At 75.9% G+C, this 24157-nt stretch carries 20 protein-coding genes; 13 read left to right on the top strand and 7 right to left on the bottom strand.

Annotated elements, in window-relative coordinates; translation table 11 throughout:
- Positions 1-26: 26 nt before the first annotated feature.
- Positions 27-2258 (top strand): NAD-dependent DNA ligase LigA, encoded by a 2232-nt coding sequence (gene ligA, locus BLQ97_RS00705; RefSeq protein WP_245691692.1) that lies wholly within the window; start codon positions 27-29, stop codon positions 2256-2258.
- Between the two features lie 3 nt (positions 2259-2261).
- Positions 2262-2615: a hypothetical protein gene (locus BLQ97_RS00700; RefSeq protein ID WP_091362430.1), complete on the top strand. Its 354-nt coding sequence runs from the start codon at positions 2262-2264 to the stop codon at positions 2613-2615.
- Between the two features lie 43 nt (positions 2616-2658).
- On the opposite strand, the gene BLQ97_RS23160 is transcribed toward BLQ97_RS00700, so the two are convergent.
- From BLQ97_RS23160 to BLQ97_RS00690, 3 genes are all read right to left on the bottom strand, one after another.
- Positions 2659-4347 carry an HNH endonuclease signature motif containing protein gene (locus BLQ97_RS23160; RefSeq protein WP_091362429.1) on the bottom strand — a complete coding sequence of 563 codons (1689 nt, stop codon included), beginning with the start codon at positions 4345-4347 and terminating at the stop codon, positions 2659-2661.
- Positions 4230-4718: a hypothetical protein gene (locus BLQ97_RS23730; RefSeq protein ID WP_139173412.1), complete on the bottom strand. Its 489-nt coding sequence runs from the start codon at positions 4716-4718 to the stop codon at positions 4230-4232. The genes BLQ97_RS23160 and BLQ97_RS23730 overlap by 118 nt, the downstream gene beginning before the upstream one ends.
- 61 nt (positions 4719-4779) lie before the next feature.
- Entirely contained in the window at positions 4780-5436 is a 657-nt protein-coding gene (locus BLQ97_RS00690; RefSeq protein ID WP_091362428.1) for an ACT domain-containing protein, read from the bottom strand.
- Between the two features lie 184 nt (positions 5437-5620).
- Between BLQ97_RS00690 and gatC the strand changes: the two genes are divergently transcribed.
- The 4 genes from gatC to gatB are packed head-to-tail and all read left to right on the top strand — an operon-like array spanning position 5621 to position 9136.
- Positions 5621-5953 (top strand): Asp-tRNA(Asn)/Glu-tRNA(Gln) amidotransferase subunit GatC, encoded by a 333-nt coding sequence (gatC, locus tag BLQ97_RS00685; protein ID WP_091362427.1) that lies wholly within the window; start codon positions 5621-5623, stop codon positions 5951-5953.
- Complete coding sequence (gene gatA / locus BLQ97_RS00680; protein ID WP_091362426.1) at positions 5950-7443, top strand: Asp-tRNA(Asn)/Glu-tRNA(Gln) amidotransferase subunit GatA; 1494 nt, start codon at positions 5950-5952, stop codon at positions 7441-7443. Before gatC ends, gatA begins: the two co-directional genes overlap by 4 nt.
- The gene (locus BLQ97_RS00675) at positions 7440-7622 is read left to right on the top strand and encodes a hypothetical protein (protein ID WP_091362425.1); all 183 of its coding nucleotides are present in this window, start codon (positions 7440-7442) and stop codon (positions 7620-7622) included. Before gatA ends, BLQ97_RS00675 begins: the two co-directional genes overlap by 4 nt.
- Complete coding sequence (gene gatB / locus BLQ97_RS00670) at positions 7619-9136, top strand: Asp-tRNA(Asn)/Glu-tRNA(Gln) amidotransferase subunit GatB (RefSeq protein ID WP_091362424.1); 1518 nt, start codon at positions 7619-7621, stop codon at positions 9134-9136. Before BLQ97_RS00675 ends, gatB begins: the two co-directional genes overlap by 4 nt.
- 110 nt (positions 9137-9246) lie before the next feature.
- On the opposite strand, the gene BLQ97_RS00665 is transcribed toward gatB, so the two are convergent.
- Positions 9247-10413, bottom strand: a complete 1167-nt coding sequence (locus BLQ97_RS00665; RefSeq protein WP_091362423.1) for a PQQ-dependent sugar dehydrogenase — start codon at positions 10411-10413, stop codon at positions 9247-9249.
- Positions 10414-10482: 69 nt separating this feature from the next.
- On the opposite strand from BLQ97_RS00665, the gene BLQ97_RS00660 reads away from it, so the two are divergent.
- Complete coding sequence (locus BLQ97_RS00660; RefSeq protein ID WP_245691691.1) at positions 10483-10848, top strand: PH domain-containing protein; 366 nt, start codon at positions 10483-10485, stop codon at positions 10846-10848.
- A gap of 3 nt (positions 10849-10851) precedes the next feature.
- Here the strand turns inward: BLQ97_RS00660 and BLQ97_RS00655 are convergent, their stop codons facing one another.
- Positions 10852-11787, bottom strand: a complete 936-nt coding sequence (locus BLQ97_RS00655; RefSeq protein ID WP_245691690.1) for a helix-turn-helix transcriptional regulator — start codon at positions 11785-11787, stop codon at positions 10852-10854.
- On the opposite strand from BLQ97_RS00655, the gene ilvD reads away from it, so the two are divergent.
- The 6 genes from ilvD to ilvC all read left to right on the top strand — a co-directional run bounded on the left by ilvD (position 11780) and on the right by ilvC (position 22841).
- A complete protein-coding gene (ilvD, locus tag BLQ97_RS00650; protein WP_091362422.1) occupies positions 11780-13483 on the top strand; it encodes a dihydroxy-acid dehydratase in 1704 nt (567 codons plus the stop codon). The genes BLQ97_RS00655 and ilvD overlap by 8 nt on opposite strands.
- A 136-nt stretch (positions 13484-13619) precedes the next feature.
- Complete coding sequence (locus BLQ97_RS00645; protein WP_139173411.1) at positions 13620-16283, top strand: putative bifunctional diguanylate cyclase/phosphodiesterase; 2664 nt, start codon at positions 13620-13622, stop codon at positions 16281-16283.
- A gap of 16 nt (positions 16284-16299) precedes the next feature.
- Positions 16300-18987: a putative bifunctional diguanylate cyclase/phosphodiesterase gene (locus BLQ97_RS00640; protein WP_217637000.1), complete on the top strand. Its 2688-nt coding sequence runs from the start codon at positions 16300-16302 to the stop codon at positions 18985-18987.
- A gap of 231 nt (positions 18988-19218) precedes the next feature.
- Positions 19219-21087, top strand: coding sequence for an acetolactate synthase large subunit (locus BLQ97_RS00635; protein WP_091362419.1), 1869 nt, complete (start codon positions 19219-19221; stop codon positions 21085-21087).
- Between the two features lie 103 nt (positions 21088-21190).
- Entirely contained in the window at positions 21191-21718 is a 528-nt protein-coding gene (gene ilvN, locus BLQ97_RS00630; RefSeq protein WP_091362418.1) for an acetolactate synthase small subunit, read from the top strand.
- Between the two features lie 94 nt (positions 21719-21812).
- On the top strand, positions 21813-22841 hold the full coding sequence (ilvC, locus tag BLQ97_RS00625) for a ketol-acid reductoisomerase (RefSeq protein ID WP_091362417.1): 1029 nt from the start codon (positions 21813-21815) through the stop codon (positions 22839-22841).
- A gap of 66 nt (positions 22842-22907) precedes the next feature.
- On the opposite strand, the gene BLQ97_RS23155 is transcribed toward ilvC, so the two are convergent.
- On the bottom strand, positions 22908-23642 hold the full coding sequence (locus tag BLQ97_RS23155; protein WP_175471541.1) for a DUF805 domain-containing protein: 735 nt from the start codon (positions 23640-23642) through the stop codon (positions 22908-22910).
- Between the two features lie 110 nt (positions 23643-23752).
- Positions 23753-24157 carry a hypothetical protein gene (locus tag BLQ97_RS00610; protein WP_139173410.1) on the bottom strand — a complete coding sequence of 135 codons (405 nt, stop codon included), beginning with the start codon at positions 24155-24157 and terminating at the stop codon, positions 23753-23755.

The following is a 24157-nucleotide window of genomic DNA, read 5'->3' as shown; positions in this document are numbered from 1 at the left end:
TCGGACCCGGCGGATACCGTCGGGCCGTGAGCACCGACGCAGCCGAGCTCGACGTCCCGCAGGTCGACGTCCCGCAGGTCGACGCCGTGGCCGACCGGGCCGACGTCACGGAGGTCCCCGACGACGCGCGGACCCGCCACCGCGACCTGTCCGAGGAGCTCGACCGCTACGCGTTCGCCTACTACGTGCAGGACGCGCCGCTGGTCAGCGACGGCCAGTACGACGAGCTGATGGGCGAGCTCAAGGGACTCGAGGCCGCCCACCCGGCGCTGGTCACGCCGGACTCGCCGAGCCAGAAGGTCAACGGCGGGTTCACCGCCACGTTCGCCCCGGTGCGGCACCTGGAGCGGATGCAGAGCCTGGACAACGCGTTCTCCGGCGACGAGCTGTCCGCGTGGGCCGGCCGGGTGGAGCGCGAGGTCGGCTCGGCGGCGGTGTACCTCTGCGAGCTGAAGGTGGACGGCGTCGCCGTCGACCTGGTCTACGAGCGGGGCCGGCTGGTGCGCGCGGCCACCCGCGGGGACGGTGTCACGGGGGAGGACGTCACCGCCAACGTGCGCACCATGGACGACGTCCCGCAGCAGCTCACGGGTGACCCCGACGACGGCACCGTCCCGCCGCTGCTGGAGGTGCGCGGGGAGATCTACTTCCCGGTCGCGGGCTTCGCCGACGTCAACGCGGGCCTGGTCGAGCAGGGCAAGGCGCCGTTCGCCAACCCGCGCAACGCCGCGGCGGGCTCGCTGCGCCAGAAGGACCCGAAGGTGACCGCCTCCCGGCCGCTGCGGCTGGTGGTGCACGGCCTCGGCGCCCGGGAGGGCTTCGCGCCGGAGCGGCAGTCGGCGGCCTACGCCGGGCTGCGGGCGCTGGGGCTGCCGGTGAGCGACCGGTTCGAGGTGGTCGACGACCTCGAGGGCGTGTGGGCCTACATCGAGCGCTACCGCGAGCAGCGGCACTCGGTGGAGCACGAGATCGACGGCGTGGTGGTGAAGGTCGACCAGGTCGCGCTGCAGCGGCGGCTGGGGTCGACCTCGCGGGCGCCGCGGTGGGCGATCGCGTTCAAGTACCCGCCGGAGGAGGCCACCACCAGGCTGCTCGACATCCGGGTCAACGTCGGGCGCACCGGGCGGGTGACCCCGTTCGCGTACATGGAGCCGGTCAAGGTCGCCGGGTCGACGGTGCAGCTGGCGACGCTGCACAACGCGAGCGAGGTCGAGCGCAAGGGCGTGCTCATCGGCGACACGGTGGTCATCCGCAAGGCCGGCGACGTCATCCCCGAGGTGCTCGGCCCGGTGGTCGCCGCCCGCACCGGCGACGAGCGGCCGTTCGTGATGCCCACCCACTGCCCCGAGTGCGGCACGGAGCTGCGGCACGAGAAGGAGGGCGACGCCGACATCCGGTGCCCCAACGCCCGGTCCTGCCCGGCGCAGCTGCGGGAGCGCGTCTTCCACGTCGCCGGGCGGGGCGCCTTCGACATCGAGAACCTCGGCTACGAGGCCGGCATCGCGCTGCTGCAGGGTGGCCTGCTGCAGGACGAGGGGGACGTCTTCGCCCTGGACGAGGACGCCTTGTGCCGCACCGCCTTCTTCACCAGGAAGGACGGTGCCCTCTCGGCCAACGGGCGCAAGCTGCTGGCCAACCTGCAGACCCGCAAGGACGTGCCGCTGTGGCGGGTGCTGGTCGCGCTGTCCATCCGGCACGTCGGCCCGACGGCGGCGCAGGCGCTGGCCCGCGACTTCCGCTCGCTCGACCGGATCGCCGAGGCCTCCGAGGAGGAGCTGGCCGCCGCCGACGGGGTGGGGCCCACGATCGCCCGCTCGGTCACGGACTGGTTCACCGTCGACTGGCACCGCGAGGTCGTGGAGAAGTGGCGCGCCGCCGGCGTGCGCCTGGCCGACGAGGGGGAGGACGCCGGGCCGGGGCCGCTCACCGGGGTCACCGTCGTGGTGACCGGGTCGCTGCGCGACTACAGCCGCGACCAGGCGATCGCGGCCATCCAGGAGCGCGGCGGCAAGGTCACCGGCTCGGTGTCGAAGAAGACCGGCTTCGTGGTGGTCGGCGCCGACCCGGGCAGCAAGTACGACAAGGCCGTGCAGGTGAAGGCACCCATCCTCGACGACGACGGCCTGCGCGTGCTGCTCGAGGACGGTCCCGACGCCGCCCGCGCGGTGGCCACGATCGGCGACGGCAGCGAGCCGGCGCCCACGGAGGAGCAGCCCACGGAGGAGCAACCCGCGGAGGAGCAGCCGGCGGAGGGGTGACCGGTGGACGTCGTCGTCGAGGTCGGTGGGTGGGAGCACGACTGCTGCGGGCCGGCCATCGAGCGCAACCAGGTCGTCGACCTCGGCTGCGCCCGCTGGACGGCGCCGGACGGCCGGGTGCGGCTGGTCGAGACGCACCACGACGTCGACCCCGACGAGCGGGTCCGGGGGCGGGTGACCGAGCTCCGGGTGGTCCTCGACGACGAGACCACCCGGCCCGTGCTCCGCGTGCCGAGCGGGCGGGCCCTGCGGGGCTTCGACGAGGACGACGACGGCCACCTGGAGGACCCGTGGACCGGTGAGCTGGTCACATCGGAGAGCGGCGACTTCCTCGTGACCGTCCGACGGCCCGACTGACGGCTGTCACCGCGCCGACGGGTGACGCGCGGCCGGTCGGGCCTCAGTAGGGCGGGGGTTCGGTGGTGGCGGTCAGCCCGGTGGGTGCGGTGACGGTCAGCGTGCCGTCGGGTGCGAGGTCGTGGTGCCAGCCGGGGGCCTGGTGCTTGCCGCGGTGGTGGCGGGTGCAGAAGCCGGCCAGGTTGGCCGCCGAGGTCTCGCCGTCCGGCCAGGGGCGGGTGTGGTCGAGTTCGCCGCCGGGGGGGACGCGGTGGCGGCAGCCGGGGAAGCGGCAGCGGCGGTCGCGGGCGCGCACGTACCGGTCCAGGGCGGCGGCGGGCCGGTAGCCGTCGGTGGCCGGCGGGCGGTGCAGGCCGGTGCCGGCGCGGTCGGCGCGGCGCAGTGCGGGCAGGTCGGTGAGGGCGAGCAGGGCGCCGGTGAGGGCGTCGGTGAGCGCGAGGCGGGGCCGGTCGGCCAGTCCGCCACCGGCGGTGCGCTGCAGCAGCGCGGCCAGTGCCGCGCGGTGATCGTCGGTGGCGGCGTGCAGGGCGGTGAGCGCGTCGCGGGCGGCGCTCACCCGTCCGGCGGGGCCGTGCTGCCAGGTGGTCTCGTCGGTGGTGTCGGCGTGGTCGGCGGTGGTGACCAGGCGGCGGGCGTGTCCGATCGCCTGCTGGGCGGCCAGCAGTGCGGCGGAGGCGTCGTCGACGGCGCGGTCGGCGCGCGCCCACCAGCCCTCGACGCCGCACGGTGCGCTGTCAGTGCGCGGAGGTAGGGGCTGCTCGGCGCACGGGTCGACCACCGGGCACGGGTCCTGGCTCGGGTCCCCGCCGAGGTCATCGAGGTCTTCGGCGGGTTCCTCGCCCGGTGGCGGGCCGTGTTCGGTGAGCCAGCGCAGGAGTTCCTCCTCGGGCACCGGATCGGGGCCAGGCTCGTGCTCGCCGCTCAGCACCCGCCGCTCGCACTCGGCCCACCAGCGCTCCAACTCCTGCTGCTCGCGGGCCTGCCAGCCCAGCTGCGCGGCCAGGTCAGCGGTCGCCCCGCGGTCGACGCCCCCACCGGTGTGCGGCTCGGTCTCGGCGTCGGTCTCGGCGTCGGTCTCGGCGTCGGTCTCGGTGTCGGTGTGGCGGTCGGTGTCGGGCTCAGGGTGGAGGTCAGTGCCGGTGGCGTCCGGCGCCGCGGCGTCGGCCGGCAGCAGGCCGTGGCCGGTGAGGGCGGCCAGCAGCGCGCGCACCACCTCGGCCGGCACGACCTGCCCGTCGATCTCGCAGGCCGCGTCCCCGCCGAGCAGCGCCCCGACCGGGGCGACCACGGTCAGCGTCACCTGCACCGGCGCCCGCCCGCTCTCCCCGGGGCGCAGCACCAGGTCCAGCAGGCAGTCGGCCATCCGCTGCCCCCGGCTACGGCCATCGCCGTCGTCGGCGGGCGGCGCGTCGGCGTAGGCGCCGAGCGCGGCGAGCAGGGCGCGGGCCTCCGGGGTGCTCAGCAGCGCGGTCACCACGCTCATCCCCGCCACCCGATCGGGGCGCACCTCGATCCCGCGCCGGCGCACCGCCCGGACGAGGCGGTCGGCCGCGGCCCGGGCGTCGCGGGCCAGCACCAGCCGGCGGGCCTTGGCGCCCAGCTGGGCCGGGGTGCTCACCGCCCGCCCGGCCACCCAGGCCAGCAGCTCGTCCTCGAGGGCGGCACGCAGCGCGTCGTCGGCGACCGGGGCGAGGTGCTCCAGCAGCGGCCACAGGTGCCCCGGGTGCAGCACCCCGGCCTCCAGTGCGGCGAGCACCGCCGGAGCCGGTGCACCAGCGTCAGCGAGTGCTCCAGCAGCGTCTCGGCGGCCGGCTCGGACAGCGACAGCGCCACCGCCAACTCGGTGGCGGCCCACTCGCTCACCGGCCGCAGCACCCCGGCGCGGTCCGCCCACCGGTCGGCCGCCATCGCCCCCGGCGTGCCCTGCGGCCGGTCGGCCGACGCCGGCCGGGACGCGGCGAACTCCGCCACCGCCCGGGCGCGCAGCGCGGTGTGCCGGGCGATCTCCCGGTCGGCGGCCTGCACCGCCCCCAGCGGCCCCGCCGCCCACCCGACCGTGGGCGCGGCGACCCGCGCGTCCAGGTGTCGGGTCGCCGTCGCCACCTCTCGATCACATGTTCGAAGGGATCGTCGGACAACCCCTGTGGAAGGGCGAATGTCCAGCTCAGAGCGGTGGTAGGTGGGCGACCGTGCTCGCGATGCCGGTCAGGTGGGTCAGCCGCAGCAGCTCCGAGCGCCGGTACACCGGGCCGCCCGACCGGCCGAGCACCACCGCCGTGTCCGGGTCACCGAAGGGCGCGGCCATCATCTCGATCGCCATCTCCCGCCACCGCTCCGGCAGCCAGTCGTCCTCGCTGGGCAGCAGCAGCGGCGAGGACAGCGGCAGCCACGGCAGCGGCACGCCCTCGAAGCCGGGCGCGGCGTCGGACGCGGCGAGCGTCTCGCCGTCGGCCCGCACCACCGCCGCCCAGCCGCTGTGGAAGACCCGGGGCAGCTCCGCGGCCAACAGCTTCACCTGCGTCCCCTCCGCCGCGCGGGCCAGGGCCTCGAGCAGGTCGAGCTCGCGGTGGGTGTCGAGCGGACCGTGGAAGGGGCGCAACGCCTCGACCTGCACGCCCGGCACCGTCTGCGCGACGGTGATCAGGCTGTCCGGCAGCCGGTCGCGGGGGAGATCGACGACGACGTCGTCGACCGCGACGCCGCCGCCGCGCTCGAGCACGTCGACCGAGACGATGTCGATCCCGGCGACACCCAGGGCGGTCGCCACCGCCCCGAGCAGACCGGGGCGGTCGGGGACGACCAGCCGCAGGAGATAGGACACGGTTCCTCCGCAGACGACGTCGAGCTGCTGGCCGATCCTCGTCGATCGCGTGGCGGGAGCAGCTTCCCCCACGAGGCACCCCCGGGTCGAGCGGCCGTCCCGGGAGCCCTCCGGCCCCACGTACAGTGACCGGGTTGCGTCCCTGGCGCCGGCCGGCGCCGACGACAGGAGTACCAGCCCCAGCATGAGCACCGAGCCCGCCCCCGACACGGCCGCGCACCCGGCCCTCGACCGCCAGGACATCGCGCACCTCGCGCGGCTGGCCCGGCTGGCCGTCACCGACGAGGAGCTCGACCGCTTCGCCGGGCAGCTGGGCGCGGTCCTCGACGCGGTGGCCCAGGTCCAGCGCGCCGACGTCGACGACGTCGCCCCCACCACGCACGCCGTCCCGCTGACCAACGTGCTGCGCGCCGACGTCACCACCCCGAGCCTGCCCCGCGACGTCGTCCTGGCCGGCGCCCCCGCCGCCGAGGACGACCGCTTCCGCGTGCCGCGCATCCTGGGGGAGGAGGCGTGAGCGACCTCACCGCGCTGAACGTCGTCGAGCTGCAGCAGGCGCTGTCCTCCGGCGAGACCACGTCCGTCGAGGTCACCCGCGCGCACCTCGACCGCATCGCCGCCGAGGACGGCACCCTCGGGGCCTACCTCCACGTCGACGGCGAGGCCGCGCTGCGGCGCGCCGCCGAGGTCGACGCCTCCGGCGCCGCCGGCACCGGCCTGGCCGGGATCCCGGTGGCGCTCAAGGACGTGTTCGTCACCGAGGGCGTGCCCACCACCAGCGGCTCGCGGATCCTCGAGGGCTGGCGGCCGCCCTACTCCGCGACCGTGGCGCAGCGGCTCGCGGACGCCGGCACGGTGCTGCTGGGCAAGACCAACATGGACGAGTTCGCGATGGGCTCGTCCACCGAGAACTCCGCGTACCGGCCCACCCGCAACCCGTGGGACCACGACCGCATCCCCGGCGGCTCCTCCGGCGGGTCGAGCGCCGCGGTCGCCGGGCGGCTGGCGCCGGTCGCGCTGGGCACCGACACCGGCGGCTCGATCCGCCAGCCGGCCGCCGTCACCGGCCTGGTCGGGCACAAGCCCACCTACGGCTCGGTGTCGCGCTACGGGCTCATCGCCTTCTCCTCGAGCCTGGACCAGGCCGGCCCGATGGCCCGCACGGTCCTGGACGCCGCGCTGGTGCACGAGGTCATCGGCGGCCACGACCCGCGCGACTCCACCAGCATCGACGCCCCCGTGCCCACCGTCGTCGAGGCCGCCCGCCGCGGTGCCGGCGGTGACCTGGCCGGCCTGCGGGTCGGCGTCGTCCGGGAGCTCGGCGGCGACGGTGCCCGCGAGGGGTACGACGCCGGCGTGCTCGAGCGGGTGGCCGAGGCGGTGGCGCTGCTGGAGGGTGCCGGTGCCGAGGTGCGCGAGGTGTCCTGCCCGTCCTTCGGGCTGGCGCTGCCGGCGTACTACCTCATCGCGCCGAGCGAGGCGTCGTCCAACCTGGCCCGCTTCGAGGGCATGCGCTTCGGCCTGCGGGTCGGCGACGACGGCAGCCGCGACATCGACGAGGTCATGGCGCTCACCCGCGAGCAGGGCTTCGGCCCCGAGGTGAAGCGGCGGATCATCCTCGGCACCTACGCGCTCTCGGCGGGGTACTACGACGCCTACTACGGGCAGGCGCAGAAGGTCCGCACGCTGATCAACCGCGACTTCCTCGCCGCGTTCGACGACGTCGACGTGCTCGTCAGCCCGACCAGCCCGACGGTGGCCTGGCCGATCGGCGCCCGCGTCGACGACCCGCTGGCCATGTACGCCGCCGACCTGTGCACCCTGCCGGCCAGCCTCGCCGGCGTCCCGGCGATCTCGGTGCCCTGCGGGCTGTCCGAGGGGCTGCCGGTGGGCCTGCAGGTGATGGCGCCGGCGCTGGCCGACGACCGCTGCTACCGGGTCGCCGCCGCCGTCGAGGCGGCCCTGGGCGCCCCGCTGACCGACCGGCTCGGGGAGCGTGCCGCGTGAACGGTGCCCTCAAGGCCGCCTGGGGCCTGACCGTCTTCGTCGTCCTGGTCGGCATCGTCGGCTGGGCGCTCTCCGGCGAGGCCTTCTTCGCCGTGTTCCTCGTCCTGGGGCTGGTCACCGCGGTCGGCGCCTGGCTGACCGGGCGCAGCACCACCCCGAAGGGAGACCCCCGCCCGTGAGCGAGACCCGCAGCGAGACCCGCAGCGAGACCCTGGTCGACTTCGACGACGTCCTCACCCGGTACGAGCCGGTCATCGGCCTGGAGACCCACGTCGAGCTGGGCACCGAGTCGAAGATGTTCTGCGGCTGCTCGACCACCTTCGGCGCCGAGCCCAACACCCAGACCTGCCCGGTGTGCCTGGGCCTGCCCGGCTCGCTGCCGGTGGCCAACGCCGCCGCCGTCGAGTCGACCATCCGCATCGGCCTGGCCCTGGGCTGCCGGATCGCGCCCTGGTCGCGCTTCGCCCGGAAGAACTACTTCTACCCGGACATCCCCAAGGGCTTCCAGACCAGCCAGTACGACGAGCCGCTGTGCACCGCCGGCCACCTCGACGTCGAGGTCGACGGCGAGACCTACCGCGTGGAGATCGAGCGGGTGCACCTCGAGGAGGACACCGGCAAGAACCTGCACGTCGGCGGGGCCACCGGGCGCATCCACGGCGCCGACCACTCGCTGGTCGACTTCAACCGCGCCGGCATCCCGCTGGTCGAGATCGTCACCCGCCCGGTGCCCGGCGCCGGCGCGAAGGCCCCCGAGGTCGCCCGCGCCTACGTCACCGAGCTGCGCGAGATCATCCAGACCCTCGGCGCCTCCGACGTGCGGATGGAGCAGGGCAGCCTGCGCTGCGACGTCAACACCTCCCTCGCCCCGGTCGGCAGCCTCGAGTGGGGCACCCGCACCGAGACGAAGAACGTCAACTCGCTGCGGTCGGTCGAGCGCGCCGTCCGCTACGAGATGCGCCGGCAGGCCGCCGTCCTCGACGCCGGGGGCCGCGTGCTGCAGGAGACCCGGCACTTCCACGAGGACACCGGCAGCACCTCGCCGGGCCGGAGCAAGGAGGAGGCGACCGACTACCGGTACTTCCCCGAGCCCGACCTCGTGCCGCTGGCCCCCGACGCCGAGTGGGTGGAGAAGCTGGCCGCCGGCCTGCCCGAGCTGCCCGCCGCCCGCCGGACGCGGCTGCGGGAGGAGTGGGGCCTGTCGGTCACCGAGATGACCTGGCTGGTCAACGCCGGGGCGCTCGGCCTGGTCGAGCAGACCGTCGCCGCCGGCGCCTCGCCCGCCGACGCCCGCAAGTGGTGGCTGGGCGAACTGGCCCGCCGGGCCAACGACGCCGGCGTCGAGCTCGCCGAGCTGGCCGTCACCCCGGCGCAGGTGGCCGAGCTGACCGTGCTCGTCGCGGAGGGCACGGTCAACGACAAGCTGGCCCGCCAGGTGCTCGACGGCGTGCTCGCCGGCGAGGGCGACCCGCGCTCGGTCGTGCAGGCGCGCGGGCTGGCGGTGCTGGGGGAGTCCGACGAGCTCGGCGCCGCCGTCGACGCCGCGATCGCCGGCGCGCCCGACGTGGTCGCCAAGGTGCAGGCGGGCAAGGTGCAGGCCCTCGGCGCGCTGGTGGGCGCGGTCATGAAGGCCACCCGCGGCCAGGCCGACGCCGCCACCGTCCGGCGGATGCTCGAGGAGCGCGTGCTGTGACACCGTCGGCCTACCGGCCGACACCGCCATCACGTGCCGTCCCCGGCGTGCGCTGAGCCCCACCGTCGCACCCGTCGCGGAGCCCTCCGGGCCCCACTCGGGCACGACACTCAGACGGGGGAGGAGCCTCCCGAGGACGGCGGCAGGATGCGCAGCACCTTGTCGTCGTCCTCGGCGGGCGTGCCGGCGCCGTCCCCGTTCGAGGTGGTCACCCACAGGCCGCCCTCGGTGTCGAGGGCGACGGTCCGCAGCCGGCCGTAGCGCTCGGGGATCAGCTCGGTCGGCTCGGCGGCGACCCCGCCGCCCTCGACGGTGACGACGTAGACCCGCCGGCCCTCGAGGGCGCCCAGGAAGACCGTGCCGCCCACGGCCGCGCAGCCGCCGAGCCCGCCGGTGTCGTTCGGCAGCTCCAGCAGCGGCCCGGTGCTCGTCGGGCCCGGCGTGGGCCAGCCGTGGTCGCTGTCCCGCAGGACGGCGTTGAGCTCGTCGGGGCCGGTGGCGGAGTCGTCGACGGCGAACAGGAGGGCCGGGTCGTCGAGGCCGGGGCACAGCGCCCGCACGTCGGCGTGCCCGCGGCTGAACACCGGCCCGTCACCGACCGGCTGGCCGAAGACGTCGACGTGCAGCACCTTGCCGCCCAGCGACGCCGGGTCCTGGGGGAGCGCCGGGTCGCCGGTGTCGCCGGTGCCCACGAACAGCGTGCCGTCGGGGGCGAAGGCCAGCCCGCCGCCGTTGTGCACCTCGCCGCGCGGGATGCCGGTGAGCACCGGGTTGGGCGTGCCGCCCAGCGGGAACCGGACGACGCGGTTGTCGGTGGCCGTCGACACGTAGGCGTAGAACAGCCCGTCCTCGTCGAACGTCGGCGACAGCGCCAGGCCCAGCAGTCCGCCGTCGCCGGCCGTGTCGACGCCGGGCACCACCATGAGCTCCTGCGCCGGCGAGCGGTCGGGGAAGACCTGCAGCAGCCGGCCGGTCTCCCGCTCGCCGACGACCGCCGTGCCGTCGGGCAGCACGACCAGCCCGGTGGGCACGGCCAGGTCGGTGGCGAGCACGTTCGGGTCGCCCCCGGAGCCGCCCGACCCGGGCTCGGCGGGCTCGTCGGGGTCCGGCGCCGGGGTGGACTCGGTGGGCGGCCCGACCTGCGGCGGCTGGCCCTCGGGCAGCGGCCGGAAGGGGCCGACGGGCTCGTAGCCGTCCTCCCCGCAGCCGGCGAGGAGCAGGGTCAGCGCCACGGCGCACGCGGCGCCGGCGGCCCGCCGTCCCCGCTGTCGCCTCACCCGGCCCACAGTACGGGCGGGCGAGGGCCGGGCGGTGCGGGCGACGCGGAGCTGGGACCATGGTCGGTCGTGGCCGACCACGCGCGCATGCGGCTGAGCCGGGTGGCCCTCGTGCCCGTCGTCTTCCTGGCCGTCTGCGTGCTGCCGCTCGCCGCGGCCACCCCCTGGACCGCCCTGGTCCTGGTGGTCCCGGTGCTGGCCGCCGTCTGGGTGCTGCGGGTCGGGGTGGACGTCGACGACGAGGGGATCACCACCCACACCCTGGGGCCCTCCCGCCGGGTGGCCTGGAGCGACCTGGCCGGCATCCGGGTGGGTCGCGGCGCCAGGCTGCGGCTGGTCACCCGCGGTGGGTCCGAGGTGCGGCTGCCGGTGCTGCGGGCGCGCGACCTCCCGCGGCTGGCAGCGGTGTCGGGCGGCCGGATCGACGTCCCCTGACGCTCAGCCCGCCAGCGCGGCCAGCCGCCGGGCGGAGTCGCTGCCCTCGGCCGCGGTGTAGACGACCAGCTGCAGGCCGGGTGCGTCGGCCGGTGTGAGCTGGTGGTGCTCGAGCAGCAGGGTGCCCACCTCGGGGTGCTCGAAGCGGCGCTCGGCGGAGCTGAACCGGTCGACGTCGCGGCTGGCCCACCCGGCCCGGAAGTGCGGGCTGGCCGCCTCCAGCCGGGCCACCAGGTCGACCACCGCCGGGTCGGCCAGCCGGGGGCCCACCTCGGCGCGGAACTGGGTGAGGAAGCGGCGGCTGTCGGTCGTCCAGTCGCCCAGCAGCTCCCGGACGGCGGGGTCGGTGAACACCAGCCACAGCAGGTTGCGCTCGGCCGGGGCGACCGCGGCCACGCCGGGGTAGAGCCGCTGGTAGGCCCGGTTCCACCCGGCGATGGCCCAGGTGGCGGTGATCGCGCAGGCGGGGGAGGGGCCGAGCGCGTCGAGCAGCCGCTGCAGGTGCGCGGGCAGCCCGTCGCCGGGGTCGGGCAGGGCGGCGCCACCGTGCCCGGTCAGCCGCCGCACGTACTCGTGCTCGGCCGGCGACATCCGCAGCGTGCGGGCCAGCGCGTCGACCACCTGCCGGGAGGGGCGGATGTCGCGGCCCTGCTCCAGCCACGTGTACCAGGTGTGGCTGACGCCCGAGAGCAGCGCGACCTCCTCCCGCCGCAGGCCCGGCGTCCGCCGCGCGCCGCCGGCGGGCAGCCCGGCGGCGCTCGGGTCGACCTGCCGGCGGCGGGAGCGGAGGAACTCGGCGAGCTCACGGCGGGTGGGCGGGGGATCGGCACGCCGGGCGGTGGCGGACAGGGCGGCCTCCTCGGTGGTGGTGTCGGTACCAGTATCGATGGCGCCTCGGCAGCGGCCGGCGTCCGGCCTACGCTCGGCGCTCGTGACCACCGTGGACGAGCCCCGCACCGCCGCCGACGTCAAGCCCCGCAGCCGCGAGGTGACCGACGGGATCACCCGGGCCCCGGCGCGGGCCATGCTGCGCGCGGTCGGGATGGGCGACGACGACTGGGAGAAGCCGCAGGTCGGCGTCGCCTCGTCGTGGAACGAGATCACCCCGTGCAACCTCTCGCTGGACCGGCTGGCCAAGCGGGCCAAGGAGGGCGTGCACGCCGCCGGCGGCTTCCCGCTGGAGTTCGGCACCATCTCGGTCTCCGACGGCATCTCCATGGGACACGAGGGCATGCGCGCCTCGCTGGTCTCGCGGGAGGTGATCGCCGACTCGGTGGAGACGGTGGTGTTCGCCGAGCGCCTCGACGGCACGGTGCTGCTCGCCGGCTGCGACAAGTCGCTGCCCGGGATGCTCATGGCCGCCGCCCGGCTCGACCTGGCCAGCGTCTTCCTCTACTCGGGCTCGACGCTGCCCGGCAGGCTCGGCGACCGCGACGACATCACGATCATCGACGTCTTCGAGGCGGTCGGCGCCTGCGCCCGCGGGCTGATCACCGAGGAGGAGCTCGGCGCCGTCGAGCGCGCCGCCTGCCCGGGCATGGGCTCGTGCGGCGGCATGTACACCGCCAACACGATGGCCAGCGTCGCCGAGGCGCTCGGCATGGCGCTGCCCGGCAGCGCGGCCCCGCCGGCGCCCGACAGCCGCCGCGACGCGTTCGCCGTCGCCTCCGGCGAGGCCGTGGTCAACCTGCTGCGGAAGGGCATCACCGCGCGGCAGATCATGACCCGCGAGGCGTTCGAGAACGCGATCACCGTGGTGATGGCTCTGGGCGGCTCCACCAACGCCGTCCTGCACCTGATGGCCATCGCGCACGAGGCGCAGGTGGACCTCTCGCTCGACGACTTCAACCGGATCGGTGACCGCACGCCGCACCTGGCCGACGTCAAGCCCTTTGGCCGCTACGTGATGACCGACGTCGACCGCATCGGCGGCGTCCCGGTCGTGCTGCGCGCGCTGCTCGACGCCGGCCTGCTGCACGGCGACGCGCTCACCGTCACCGGGAGGACGATGGCCGAGAACCTCGCCGAGATCGCCCCGCCGGACCCCGACGGCGCGATCATCCACGCGATGTCCGAGCCGATCCACCGCACCGGCGGACTGACGATCCTGCGCGGCTCGCTCTCGCCCGACGGCGCCGTGGTGAAGTCGGCCGGTTTCGACCGGGACGTCTTCGACGGCACGGCCCGCGTGTTCGACGGCGAGCAGGGCGCCATGGACGCGGTCACCGACGGCACGCTGCAGGCCGGCGACGTCGTCGTCATCCGCTACGAGGGCCCCAAGGGCGGCCCGGGCATGCGCGAGATGCTCGCCGTCACCGGCGCCATCAAGGGCGCGGGGCTGGGCAAGGACGTGCTGCTGCTCACCGACGGGCGCTTCTCCGGCGGCACCACCGGCCTGTGCATCGGCCACGTCGCCCCCGAGGCCACCGACGGCGGCCCGATCGCCCTGGTCCGCGACGGCGACCCGATCCGGCTGGACCTGCGCACCCGCACGCTGGACCTGCTGGTCGACGACGACGAGCTGGCCCGCCGCCGGCAGGACTGGTCGCCGCTGCCCCCGCGCTACACGACCGGGGTGCTCGGCAAGTACGCCAAGCTCGTCGGATCGGCGGCCCAGGGCGCGATCTGCACCTGACGACGATCTGCACCTGACGACGATCTGCACCTGAGGACGAGGCCCCCCTCCTTGGGGTGAGGGGGGCCCGCCGGGGCTCGTGCCGGCCCGCCGCGCTGCCGACACCCGGGGTGTGGAGAGGCGGATCAGGTGGCTGGTGACGTGTGCCGTGCCCGCCGCCGGGGCGTGCCTGGTCGCCGCGCTCGTCCCGGCGCTGCACCCCCTCGGTGAGGTCGTGGCGGCGCTCGCCGGGCTGGTCGCCGCGGTGGTGCTGTGGGGTCCCGGCCGCCCGGCCGACCGCTCGTCCCGCCCCTGGCGGCTGCTCGCCGCCGCCGCGCTCTTCCCGGTCACCGGGCTGCTGGTCAGCGTCCTGGCCGCGCCCTCCTCGCCGCTCGAGGAGGTCGTGCTGCGCTGGGTGGTCATCGTGCCCGGCTACGTGCTGGCCGTCGTCGGGCTGCTCGGCATGGTCGAGCGCGCGGCGCTGCGGCGCACCTGCCCCCGGGCGGCGCTGGAGCTGGCGCTGTTCGGCACCGCCGCGCTCGTCGTCATGCAGGCCCTGCTGGTCGGGCCCGGCAACAGCTGGTCGGCGCTGGCACCGGTCGCCCGGCTGGTCCTCGGCGGCGCCGTGGTGGCGACCGCGGCCACGATGGCCGCCGGCCTCACCGTCCTCGGCGGGGTCGCCGGCCACCGGCAGCGGATGGCCGTGGTCCTCCTCGCCGGCCTGGTCGCGCTGTGCGTGGGCCGCGGCACCGGCACGTCCGCCGCGCTGCTCGGCGCCCCCGACGCCGTCCCCGTCACGCGGGTGGCCGTCGTCGTCGGGCTGGCGCTGCTCGTGCTCGCCCGGCTGCTCGACGGGGCCCCCTCGCCGGGCCCGGCCGCCGCGAGCCGGGCGGTGCAGCTGCGCGCGGTGCTGCCGCACCTGGCGCTGGTCGTCGTCGTCGGCATCGTGGTGGTGCCGCTGGCCCTCGGCCTGGCACCGAGCGCGGTCACCCTGCTCGGCGCCCTGCTGTGCGTGGGGCTGTCGGCCGCCCACCGCTGGGTCGCCGCCCGCGAGGACCACCTCCGCGGCGCCCGGCTGCGCCGCGACGAGGCCTACTTCCGCAGCCTGGTCGCCTCCACCAGCGAGGCGGTGCTCGTCCTCGACGCGCGCCTGCGCGTCGGCTGGGCCTCACCGGCGCTGGCCGCGCTGCTGGGCAGCACGCCGGCGGAACTGGTCGGCCACGACCTGCTCTCCGGCCGCTCGGCGGTCGACGCCGGCGACGCCACCGCCCTGCGCCTGCGCCTGGAGGCGGGGGAGACGTCCGGCCTGCTGACCCTGCACGTCCGCGACGGCGCGGGCGGCGTCCGCTGCCTGGAGGCCAGTGTCTCCGACCTGCGCGCCGACCCCGCCCTCGCCTCGGTCGTGCTGCACTGCCGCGACGTCACCGAGCGGGAGGCCCGGGAGCGGGCGCTCGAGGAGGTCGCCTTCACCGACCCGCTGACCGGCCTGCCCAACCGGGCGGGCTGGGAGGCCGCGCTCACCGACGCCGTGGCCCGCGCCGGCGCCGTCCCCGACCGGGCGCTGCTGCTGGTCGACGTCTGCGGCCTCACCGAGGTGCGCGAGCACGCCGACCGCGACACCGTCTCCGGCGTCCTGGTCGAGCTCGGCCGCCGCCTGCGGGCCACCGTGCGCGGCGAGGACGTCGTCGCCCGGGTCGCCGGCGGGGTCTTCGGCGTGCTGGCCACCGGCGACGGCGACACCGCCGACCGGCTCGCCGACCGCTGCCTGGCCGCCCTGGAGCGCCCGGTGGGCACGCCCGCGGGCGTCTTCGACCTCACCGCCGACGTCGGCGTCGTGGTCGTCGAGCCCGGCCTGACCGTCGCCGAGCTCACCGCCCGCGCGGAGACCACCGTGGCGGCCGCCCGGGCCGGCGGGTCGGCCCGGGCCACCCGGTGGACCGACGCGCTGGGCGCCGCCGCCGCGCGCCGCGACCGGCTGCGCGAGGACCTGCCCGGTGCCGTCGACCGCGGGGAGCTGTGGCTGGCGTTCCAGCCGATCGTGTCGATGGACGAGCAGCGGGTCGTCGGCGTCGAGGCGCTGCTGCGCTGGCGGCACCCCGAGCTCGGCGACGTCCCGCCGCGGGAGTTCGTGCCCATCGCCGAGCGGGCCGGCGTCATCGGCGAGCTGCAGCGGTGGGTGCTGCGCGAGGCCACCGTCGTCGCCGCCGCGCTGCCCGAGCACGACGGCCGGCCGCTGCAGCTGGGCGTGAACACCTCGGCCTCGCACGTGGCCGCCCGCACCCTCGTCGACGACGTCGCCGCGGCGCTGGCGTCCTCGGGACTGGCGCCGGAGCGGCTGGTCCTGGAGGTCACCGAGGCCACGCTGCTCGACGACGGCGACTTCGTGGCCACCGACGTCCAGGCGCTGCGGCTGATGGGCGTGCACGTGGCGCTCGACGACTTCGGCACCGGCACCTCCTCGCTGCTGCACCTGACCCGGCTGCCCATCGACGTGCTCAAGCTCGACCGCGCCTTCGTCTCCCGCGTCGACCGCGACGCGCAGAGCCGCGCCCTGTGCGCCGCGGTGGTCACCGTGGGCCGCGCGCTGGGCGTCGACGTCGTCGCCGAGGGCGTGGAGACCTCCGCCCAGCTGGGCGTGCTGCGCGGCCTGGGCCTGGGCTTCGCGCAGGGCTTCCTGCTGTCCCGCCCCCTGCCCCCCGCGGAGCTGCTCGACGTGCTGCGCGAGGGCGCGGGCTCGCTGTGGCCCGGCCTGGTCGGCCTGTCCCAGGACCCGTTCCCGGCCGCCGGGGACCCGCACGTCCAGGCCGTCCGCGGTGCGTGAGGTCGCCGGCCGCCCCGTGGGGCCCGCTGCGGTCGCCGCCGTCCTCACGCTCCTCGTCCTGCTCGGCGCCGGCACCACCGCGCTGCAGCTGACCGGCGCGCCGTCGGCCGCCGTCCTCGTCCCCGCCGCGCTGGCGCTGGCCTCGGGCACCGGCGCCGCCGTCCTGGCCACCGGCGCCCGGCGGCTGCCCGGGCGGGCGGGCCGGCCGTGGCGGGCGATGGCCCTGGCCGCCGGGCTCCTGGCGCTCGGCCAGGTGCTCGCGGTGGCCCGGGCCGGCCGGGACCTCGCGGCCGGCGGCGTCGAGGAGGCCCCCACCGTGCTGGCGGTGCCGGTCGCGGTCGCGGTGGCCGTCCTGCTGCTGCCGCCCCGGGCGGGCCGGCGGGTGGGCTCCCGCGTGCTGCTCGACGGCGCCGTGGTCACCATCGCCGTCGGGGTGCTGGGCGGTGTCGTCCTCGACGACCTGCTCGACCAGCTGCTCGGCGAGACCGCCGGGCCGGGGCACGGGCTGATCGCGGCCGGCTACCCGCTGGTCGGCGCCGTCCTGTGCGGCGTCGGCCTGGTCGCCGTCACCGCCGTGCCCGAGGCGCGCCGCCGGTCGGCGACCTGGCTGCTGGGCTCCTTCCTCGCGATGGCCACCGTGGCCGTCAGCGGTGCGGTCAGCCGGACGTCGGGCGGCGCGGCCGGCCCGGGGTGGAGCGTCGTCACCGTCCTGGCCTGGCTGGCCATGCTGGGCACCGGCCTGTGCGCCGCGGCCGCCGACCGGGCCGCGACCGCGCCGGGCGGGCGGCGGGCGCTGCCGGTGCGCGGGGCGGTGCTGGCCCACGTCGCGGCCACCGCCGCGCTGCTCGCGGTGACCGGTGGCGTCGTGGCCGGCCGTCCCGTCCCGGCCCCCGAGGCGGCCGCGGCGGTGGCCCTGCTGCTGCTCACCTCGGCCCGGACGCTGTCCTGGGCGCTCGACGCCGCACGGCTCACCCGCCGGCTGGAGCGCACGGAGGGCTGGTTCCGCGCCCTGGTGCACAGCGGCGACGCCGTCACCGTCGTCCTCGACGCCGCCGGCCGGGTCACCTCGGTGTCCGGCCCGGTCGCCGCCCAGCTCGGTCGGGCGGAGGACGAGCTGGTCGGCCACGAGCTGATCGCGCTGCTGCACCCCGACGACCGGGACCTGGTCGAGCGGGTGGCGGCGGCGCTGCGCGACGGCTGTCCCGACGGGCTGCCCGCGACCGGCCGGCTGGCCGGCACCCACGGCGGCTGGCGCGACGTCGAGGTCTCCGGCGCCGCCCGCACCGGCGGGCGGCGGGCCGACGACGGCCTGGTGCTGCACCTGCGCGACGTCACCGAGCGCCGCGCCGGCCAGCGCGAGCTGGAGCGGCTGGCCTACACCGACTCGCTGACCGGCCTGCCCAACCGCGCCCGGTTCATGGCCGCGCTGGAGGGCGCCCTGGACCGGGCGGCGCGTGGCCGGCGTTCCTGCGTCCTGCTGGTCGACCTCGACGGCTTCAAGTCCGTCAACGACGTGGCCGGGCACGACGCCGGCGACCGGCTGCTGTGCGAGGTGGCCGACGCGCTGCGCGCCGAGGCCCGCTCGGGGGACCTGGTGGCCCGGCTGGGGGGCGACGAGTTCGCCCTCCTCGTCGACGCGGGCCCCGACGCGGCGATGGCGCTGGCCGAGCGGCTGGTCGCCCGGCTGGACGTCTCCCGCCGCTACGACGGGGCGGACGGCGGCCAGGCGGGCCCCGTGTTCCGCGTCTCGGCCAGCGTCGGGCTGGCGGAGGTGGTCACCGGCGCCGACGCGTCGGCCACCGTCCGCGAGGCCGACCTGGCGCTGCGGACGGTCAAGGCGGAGGGGAAGAACGGCGTCCGGGCGTCGGGGGAGGGGCTGGTGGAGGCCGCGGCGCGGCGCAGCCGGCTCGCCCGCGACCTGCCCGGCGCGATCGCGCGCGGCGACCTGCACCTGGTCTACCAGCCCGTCGCCGGCGTCCGCGAGCGCCGGGTGCTCGGGGTGGAGGCACTGGTGCGCTGGGACCACCCGGTGCTCGGGCCGGTCCCGCCGGAGGAGTTCATCGGCCTGGCCGAGGACGACGGCCTCGTCGTGCCGCTGCAGCGCTGGGTGCTGGAGACCGCGACCGCCGAGCACGCCCGGCTGGTGGCGGCGGGCCGCGACCTCAAGCTCGGCGTCAACGTCTCCGTGCGGCACCTGCAGGCCCGCTGCCTGGTCGAGGACGTCACCCGCGCGCTGGAGCGCTCCGGCCTGCCCGCGCGGCTGCTCATGGTCGAGGTGACCGAGAGCGTGCTCATGGACGACGACGAGCGGCTGCTCGCGGAACTCGCGGAGCTCTCCGCGCTCGGCTGCCTCGTGTCCCTGGACGACTTCGGCAAGGGCTACTCCTCGCTGGCCTACCTCGCCCGGCTGCCCGTCGACGTGCTGAAGATGGACCGCGGCTTCGTCTCCGGCATCGACACCGACCCGCGGGGTGCGGCGCTGGTCGGCAGCGTCGTCGACCTCGGCCGCACGCTCGGCATGGACGTCGTCGCCGAGGGCGTGGAGACGGCCGCGCAACGCGAGGTGCTGGTGTCCCTGGGCTGCGGCTTCCTCCAGGGCTGGCTGACCGGCCGGCCCGTGCCGGCTCCCGACCTGCCCGCGGTGGTGGACGGCTTCGACCCGGACCTGCTGGGCGGCCGGCAGGAGCAGCTGCCTGTCCCATGAAACGGTCGACACGTTCCACTGTGTGGGACGCCGTTGTTGACGTCGGGACGGCCGAGGCGCACAGTGTGTCCGTGCCCTCCGCCTGCCTGCTCCTCGTAATCGGCTAGCGCGCCGGTCTCCCGACCGACGCGCTACACCCCTCTGTGCCCGCGGCACGAGGGGTTTTTTGTTGCCCGAGCAGGCACCCGACCGCACGCCCAGCCCGCACGTCCGGCCCAGGAGACCCCCGCCATGACCACCACCCCGAGCGAGTCCGCCACCCGCGAGGCCGCCGCGGCGCTCACCGGCGTCGAGACCACGGCCCGCTCGATCGCCGAGGCCGCCGCCGAGCCCGCCACCGGTCTCACGGGGGCGCAGAGCCTCGTGCGCTCGCTCGAGGCCGTGGGCGTCGAGGTCGTCTTCGGCATCCCGGGCGGGGCGATCCTGCCGGCCTACGACCCGCTGTTCGACTCCCACGTCCGCCACGTCCTGGTCCGCCACGAGCAGGGCGCCGGGCACGCGGCCACCGGATACGCGCAGGCCACCGGCCGGGTCGGCGTGTGCATGGCCACCTCCGGACCGGGCGCGACCAACCTGGTCACCCCGCTGGCCGACGCCTACATGGACTCGGTGCCGCTGGTCGCCATCACCGGCCAGGTGCCCAGCCGGGCGATCGGGACCGACGCGTTCCAGGAGGCCGACATCCGCGGCATCACCATGCCGATCACCAAGCACAACTTCCTGGTGACCGACGCGGCGGAGATCCCGCAGCGGATCGCCGAGGCCTTCCACCTGGCCGCCACCGGCCGCCCCGGCCCGGTGCTGGTGGACATCTCCAAGGACGCGCTGCAGGCGACCACCGACTTCTCCTGGCCGCCGCGGCTGGACCTGCCCGGCTACAAGCCGACCACCCGCCCGCACGGCAAGCAGGTGCGCGAGGCCGCCGCGCTGGTCGCCACCGCCCGCCGTCCCGTCCTCTACGTCGGCGGCGGGGTGATCAAGGCCGGCGCCACCGCGGAGCTGGCCGAGCTCGCCGAGCTCACCGGCGCGCCGGTGGTCACCACCCTCATGGCCCGCGGCGCCTTCCCCGACAGCCACCCGCAGAACCTCGGCATGCCGGGCATGCACGGCAACGTCACGGCCGTCACCGCGCTGCAGAAGGCCGACCTGCTGGTGGCCCTCGGCGCCCGCTTCGACGACCGGGTCACCGGCGAGCTGAGCTCGTTCGCCCCGCACGCCCAGGTCGTGCACGCCGACATCGACCCGGCCGAGATCGGCAAGAACCGCAAGGCCGACGTCCCGATCGTGGGCGACGCGAAGGAGACCATCGCCGAGCTGGTGGGGGCGCTGCGCGCCGAGCACCGCGCCGGCCGCACCACCGACCTGTCGGCCTGGTGGGCCCAGCTCGACGACTGGCGGGCGCGCTACCCGCTGGGCTACGAGTGGCCCGAGGACGGCTCGCTGTCGCCGCAGTACGTCATCGAGCGGCTCGGCGCCCTCGCCGGCCCGGACGCGGTCTACGCCTCCGGTGTCGGACAGCACCAGATGTGGGCGGCCCAGTTCATCCGGTACGAGAAGCCGGGCACCTGGCTCAACAGCGGCGGCCTCGGGACCATGGGCTACGCCGTCCCCGCGGCCATGGGCGCCAAGTACGGCTGCCCGGACACCACGGTGTGGGCGATCGACGGCGACGGCTGCTTCCAGATGACCAACCAGGAGCTGGCCACCTGCGCCATCGAGGGTATCCCGGTCAAGGTCGCCGTCATCAACAACGGCAACCTCGGGATGGTCCGCCAGTGGCAGACCCTCTTCTACGAGGGCCGCTACTCCAACACCAAGCTGCACCCGGTCGACGCCGAGGGGCGGCCCAAGCCGGTGCGCATCCCCGACTTCGTCGCGCTCGCCGAGGCGCTGGGCTGCGTCGGCCTGCGCTGCGAGTCCAAGGACGACGTGGACGCCGTCATCGAGAAGGCCATGGCGATCACCGACGCACCGGTGGTCATCGACTTCGTCGTCGGCGCCGACGCCCAGGTGTGGCCGATGGTCGCCGCCGGCGCCAGCAACGACGACATCCTGGCCGCGCGCGACCTGCGCCCGGTCTTCGGCGAGGGACAGGTGTAAGGACCCCCTCCCTCCCTCCCCACCACCTCGCTCCGCTCGGCGGCGGGCCCCTGGGAGGGGGCCGCCGCTGGTGCCGATCCGCTTCGAAAGGAACGTCGGGCAGATGACTCGCCACACACTGTCGGTCCTGGTCGAGAACAAGGCCGGTGTCCTGGCCCGCGTCTCGGCGCTGTTCAGCCGGCGCGCGTTCAACATCGAGTCGCTGGCCGTCGGCCCGACCGAGAACCCCGACCTGTCGCGGATGACGATCGTCGTCGACGCCGAGTCCGCGCCGCTGGAGCAGGTGACCAAGCAGCTCAACAAGCTCGTCGAGGTCATCAAGATCGTCGAACTGGACGGCGGTGCGGCGGTGCAGCGCGAGCTGCTGCTGGTCAAGGTGCGCGCACCGCTGGCCGACCGGACCACCGTGCTGCAGACCGCGGAGCTGTTCCGCGCCCGCGTCGTCGACGTCAACACCGACACGGTGACCCTCGAGGCCACCGGTACGCCCGACAAGCTGCAGGCCCTGCTCGCCGTCCTCGCCCCGCTGGGGATCAAGGAGATGGCGCAGTCGGGCACCGTCGCCCTGGGGCGGGGACCGCGCTCGATGAGCGGCGCCGGTACCTTGCGCCCGGTCGACCGCAGCGCCTGAGCAAGGACCCCGTCGCCCCTCACGACGCGCTCCGCGCGCCGAGGGGTCCTGCGACGGGGCCGTTCCATCCCCTCACCAGAAGGAGCACCACCGCATGGCCGCCGAGATCTTCTACGACGACGACGCCGACCTGTCGATCATCCAGGGGCGCACCGTCGCCGTCATCGGCTACGGCAGCCAGGGGCACGCGCACGCCCTCTCGCTGCGCGACTCGGGGGTCGACGTCCGGGTGGGCCTGCCCCAGGGCTCCTCGAGCCGGGCCAAGGCCGAGGCCGAGGGCCTGCGCGTCGTCACCCCCGCCGAGGCCGCCGCCGAGGCCGACCTGGTGATGGTCCTCGTCCCGGACCACGTGCAGCGCAAGGTCTACGCCGAGGCGATCGAGCCCAACCTGCAGGACGGCGACGCGCTGTTCTTCGCGCACGGCTTCAACATCCGGTTCGGCTACGTCAAGCCCCCGGCCGGCGTCGACGTCGCCATGGTCGCCCCCAAGGGCCCCGGCCACCTGGTCCGCCGCGAGTTCGAGAACGGCAAGGGCGTCCCGGCGCTGGTCGCCGTCGAGCAGGACGCCAGCGGCCAGGCGCTGCAGCTGGCGCTGTCCTACGCCAAGGCCATCGGCGGCGCGCGCGCCGGCGTCATCAGGACGACCTTCGCCGAGGAGACCGAGACCGACCTGTTCGGTGAGCAGGCGGTGCTCTGCGGCGGCGCCAGCGCGCTGATCACCGCCGGGTTCGAGACCCTCACCGAGGCCGGCTACCAGCCCGAGATCGCCTACTTCGAGTGCCTGCACGAGCTCAAGCTGATCGTCGACCTCATGTACGAGGGCGGCATCGCCAAGCAGCGCTGGTCGGTGTCGGACACCGCCGAGTACGGCGACTACACCTCCGGCCCGAAGGTCATCGACCAGCACGTCAAGGACGCCATGAAGGACGTCCTCGCCCGCATCAAGGACGGCTCCTGGGCGGCGGAGTTCATCGCCGACCAGGACGCCGGCGCCCCCGACTTCACGCGCCGCCGGGCCGAGGCGGAGGCGCACCCGATCGAGGAGACCGGGCGCAAGCTTCGCGGCCTGATGAGCTGGGTCTCGACGTCCGACGACTACACCGGGACCGCCGCCCGCAGCTGACGGCAGGACCCGCACGCGAACGGCCCCCGCTGCCAGCTGGCAGCGGGGGCCGTTCGCGTCGGTCGGTCAGGCGGCGTAGCTGCCGAGCGCCTTCGGGTCGGGGCCGTAGCGGTTCGGGTGCCGCTGCCCCTCCAGGCAGTAGAAGACGAGCAGCACGATGCCGCCGAAGGGCACCAGCCCGATGAGCAGCCACCAGCCCGACCGGTCGGTGTCGTGCAGGCGCCGGACGCCCACCGCCAGGCTCGGGACGAACAGCCCCAGCGTGACGACCCACTGGAAGAACGGGAACCCGAGGACCACGTCGATGATCGCGGCCACCAGGACGACGGCCACGCTGAACAGGGCGAACCACCAGTACTCGGCGCGCCGAGCCCGTCCGGTGAAGTCCGCGTAGCGCGTCAGGACGCTGCGGACGGCGTCGGGGAAGCCGAGCGACGCCGCGCCGTACGGGGCGGGGGAGCCGTACGCGCCGTAGGGGGCCTGCGGCCCGTAGCCGTAGGGCTGCTGCCCGTACCCCTGCGGCTGGCCGTACGCCTGCGGCTGGCCGTACGCCTGCGGCTGGCCGTAGCCCGGCTGACCGTAGGGCTGCTGGCCGTACGGCTGCTGGCCGTAGGGCTGGTCGTACGCCTGCTGTCCGTAGCCCTGCTGCTGGCCGTAGCCCTGCTGCTGGCCGTAGCCCTGCTGCTGGCCGTAGCCGGGTTGGCCGTACGGCTGCTGGCCGTACGCCTGCTGGCCCTGCTGCTGGCCGTGCCCTGGCTGGTCGCCGGACGGCGTGTCCTTCTCGAAGCTGGGGCCGGTCATGGTTCCTCCCGTGGTGTCGCGGCGCGTCGGCGCCGGCGGCGGAGTCTAGGTGGGGGACGCGCCGGTGGGGGCCCGCCACGACGAGCGGACCTCCACCGGGGTGGGGTGGGTCAGTGGCCGGCGCCGGAGGCGAGGTACTCGCGGGACGCCGGCCGGCGGAGCAGCACGACGACGCCCACGCCGAGGCCCACGAGGACGACCAGCCAGAGGCTGAACACCCCGGTGGCCAGGGCCGAGACGATGCCCAGGGCGCCGAGCGACGCGATCAGCACGCTGCCGGCCGTGAGCAGCCGGCTGCACCGGCGGGTCACCACCTGGACACCGCCCCAGAGGCAGAGGACGGCGATGCCCAGGTACACGGCACCGAAGACGGCGTAGAAGGCGACGCGGGTGGCCGCCGTGAACAGCGCCAGCGAGTACATCAGGGCGTAGGCCCCCAGCACGAACCCGAGCCCGGCCGCCGCCGACACCGCGGCCGGGCGCGGGACGCGCGGACCCGCGGAGGCCGGCGGCAC

Source organism: Geodermatophilus telluris (assembly GCF_900102745.1).
Lineage (GTDB): Bacteria > Actinomycetota > Actinomycetes > Mycobacteriales > Geodermatophilaceae > Geodermatophilus > Geodermatophilus telluris.
Note: the sequence above shows the minus strand (reverse complement) of the source record. Positions and strands in the feature narration are given on the sequence as shown.